Origin of the sequence: Nonomuraea sp. NPDC049784 (assembly GCF_040659615.1) — a bacterium.
Classification (GTDB): domain Bacteria; phylum Actinomycetota; class Actinomycetes; order Streptosporangiales; family Streptosporangiaceae; genus Nonomuraea.
The window spans coordinates 1-1,644 of record NZ_JBFAMX010001160.1 but is presented as its reverse complement, the minus strand read 5'-3'; the positions used below and the strand labels follow the sequence as shown (position 1 = coordinate 1,644).

The window sequence follows — 1,644 nt, the reverse complement described above, 5'->3', positions numbered from 1 at the left end:
CCCGGCGCACCGCCCGCCCGGCCACCGCGGTGCGCACGTCGTGGCCCTGTTTACGCAGGTCGTCGACCAGGCTGCGGAGCGAGTCGAGCTGGTACGCCAGGTGGGGCGGGGCGACGAACGTGCCCTTGCCGGGCTGCTGCACGATCAGCTTCTCGTCGCTGAGCTCCCGCAACGCCTGGCGCAGCGTCATGAGGGTCACCCCGTAGGAGGCGCTCAGCTCCCGCTGCGGCGGCAGGGCCTCACCGGGGGCGTAGTGTCCCGACCGGATCTTCGCGGCGAGGTCGGCGGCGATGGCGCGGTATCTCGCCTCGTGCCCGGCGTCGGGGGTCATCGTGGTCAGTCACACTCCTGGTCGAGGGCCCGCCGCAGGGTCGCGAGGAAGGCCCGCAGGTCGTCCGGCCCAGCCCCGTCGAGCACCCGCCGCATGGCCGCGGCGCCGACCACCACGCCGTCGGCGTGCCGGCGGGCTTCGCGTGCCTGGTCCGGGGTGGAAATGCCAAATCCTAGCAAGACCGGCCGGTCGGTGACGCGCCTGATCCGCTCGGTGAGCTCCGCCGCCGAAGCGGCGAGGGCGGCCCGCTCACCCGTGGTGCCCATCAACGACACCGCGTAGACGAATCCGCGGCTGCGGCTCGAGATCTCCGCCAGCCGCGGCTGCGGCGTCGCCGGCGACGCCAGCAGGACCAGCTCGATCCCGGCGGTGGCGGCCACGTCCGTCAGCTCGTCCGCCTCGTGCACCGGCAGGTCGGGCACGATCAGGCCGCCGACGCCGGCCCGGCGCAGCGCGGCGCAGAACGCCTCGGGGCCGTCGTGCAGCACCAGGTTGTAGTAGGTGCTGGCGACCAGCGGCACGCCCAGGTCCGGCATGCCGGACAGGTCGGCGAGGATCCGGCGGGTGCTCGCCCCCCGGGCCAGTGCCGTGTCGCTGGCCTGCTGGATGGTGACGCCGTCCAGCGTGGGGTCGGAGAAGGGCAGGCCGACCTCGATCGCGTCCGCCCCGGCGGCGGCGAACGCCCGCAGGTACTCCGTCCAGCCGGGCGTGATCCCCCCGGTGACGTACGGCATGAGCAGGCCGCGGCCGGTGTCGCGGCGGGCACGCAGGTGGCGTTCGACCGCGCCCGTGGCCAGCGTGGGGTTCGTCACAGCAGCTCCTTCAGGGTTGAGACGTCCTTGTCGCCCCGGCCGGACAACGTCATCAGCACCGTCGATCCTGCGGGCAGGTCGCCGCCGCCCGCCGCGCGGATTATCCAGGCGAGCGCGTGCGCCGATTCGAGCGCCGGGACGATGCCTTCGGTACGCGCCAGCCGTACCGCCGCGCCGACCGCCTCGTCGTCGGTCACCGTGACGTAGCGGGCCCGTCCCAGGTCGCGCAGGTGGGCGTGCTCCGGGCCGACTCCCGGGTAGTCGAGCCCGGCGGCGATGGAGTGCGGCTCGGTGATCTGCCCGTCGTCGTCCTGCAGGAACAGCGAGCGGCAGCCGTGCAGGACGCCGAGCCGGCCGCGGGCCGCCCCGGCGCCGCCCTCCGCCTCGACACCGACCAGGCGCGCCGGGGTGTCGGCGAATCCGGCGAACGTGCCGGCCGCGTTGGAGCCGCCGCCGACGCACGCGACCACGTAGTCCGGCACGCCGGTCCGCAGCTCGGCG

General features: G+C 74.8%; 3 protein-coding genes. All 3 read right to left on the bottom strand.

The features are described from left to right. Positions 1-331 (bottom strand): GntR family transcriptional regulator (locus AB0J09_RS64330; RefSeq protein WP_360714294.1); only part of this gene is annotated, 331 nt, incomplete at its 3' end. Positions 332-336: 5 nt separating this feature from the next. Further along, positions 337-1,143 carry a tryptophan synthase subunit alpha gene (trpA, locus tag AB0J09_RS64325; RefSeq protein WP_360714292.1) on the bottom strand — a complete coding sequence of 269 codons (807 nt, stop codon included), beginning with the start codon at positions 1,141-1,143 and terminating at the stop codon, positions 337-339. Further along, on the bottom strand, positions 1,140-1,644 hold a 505-nt coding region (locus AB0J09_RS64320), incomplete at its 5' end, for a pyridoxal-phosphate dependent enzyme (RefSeq protein WP_360714290.1). The genes AB0J09_RS64320 and trpA, both read right to left, overlap by 4 nt.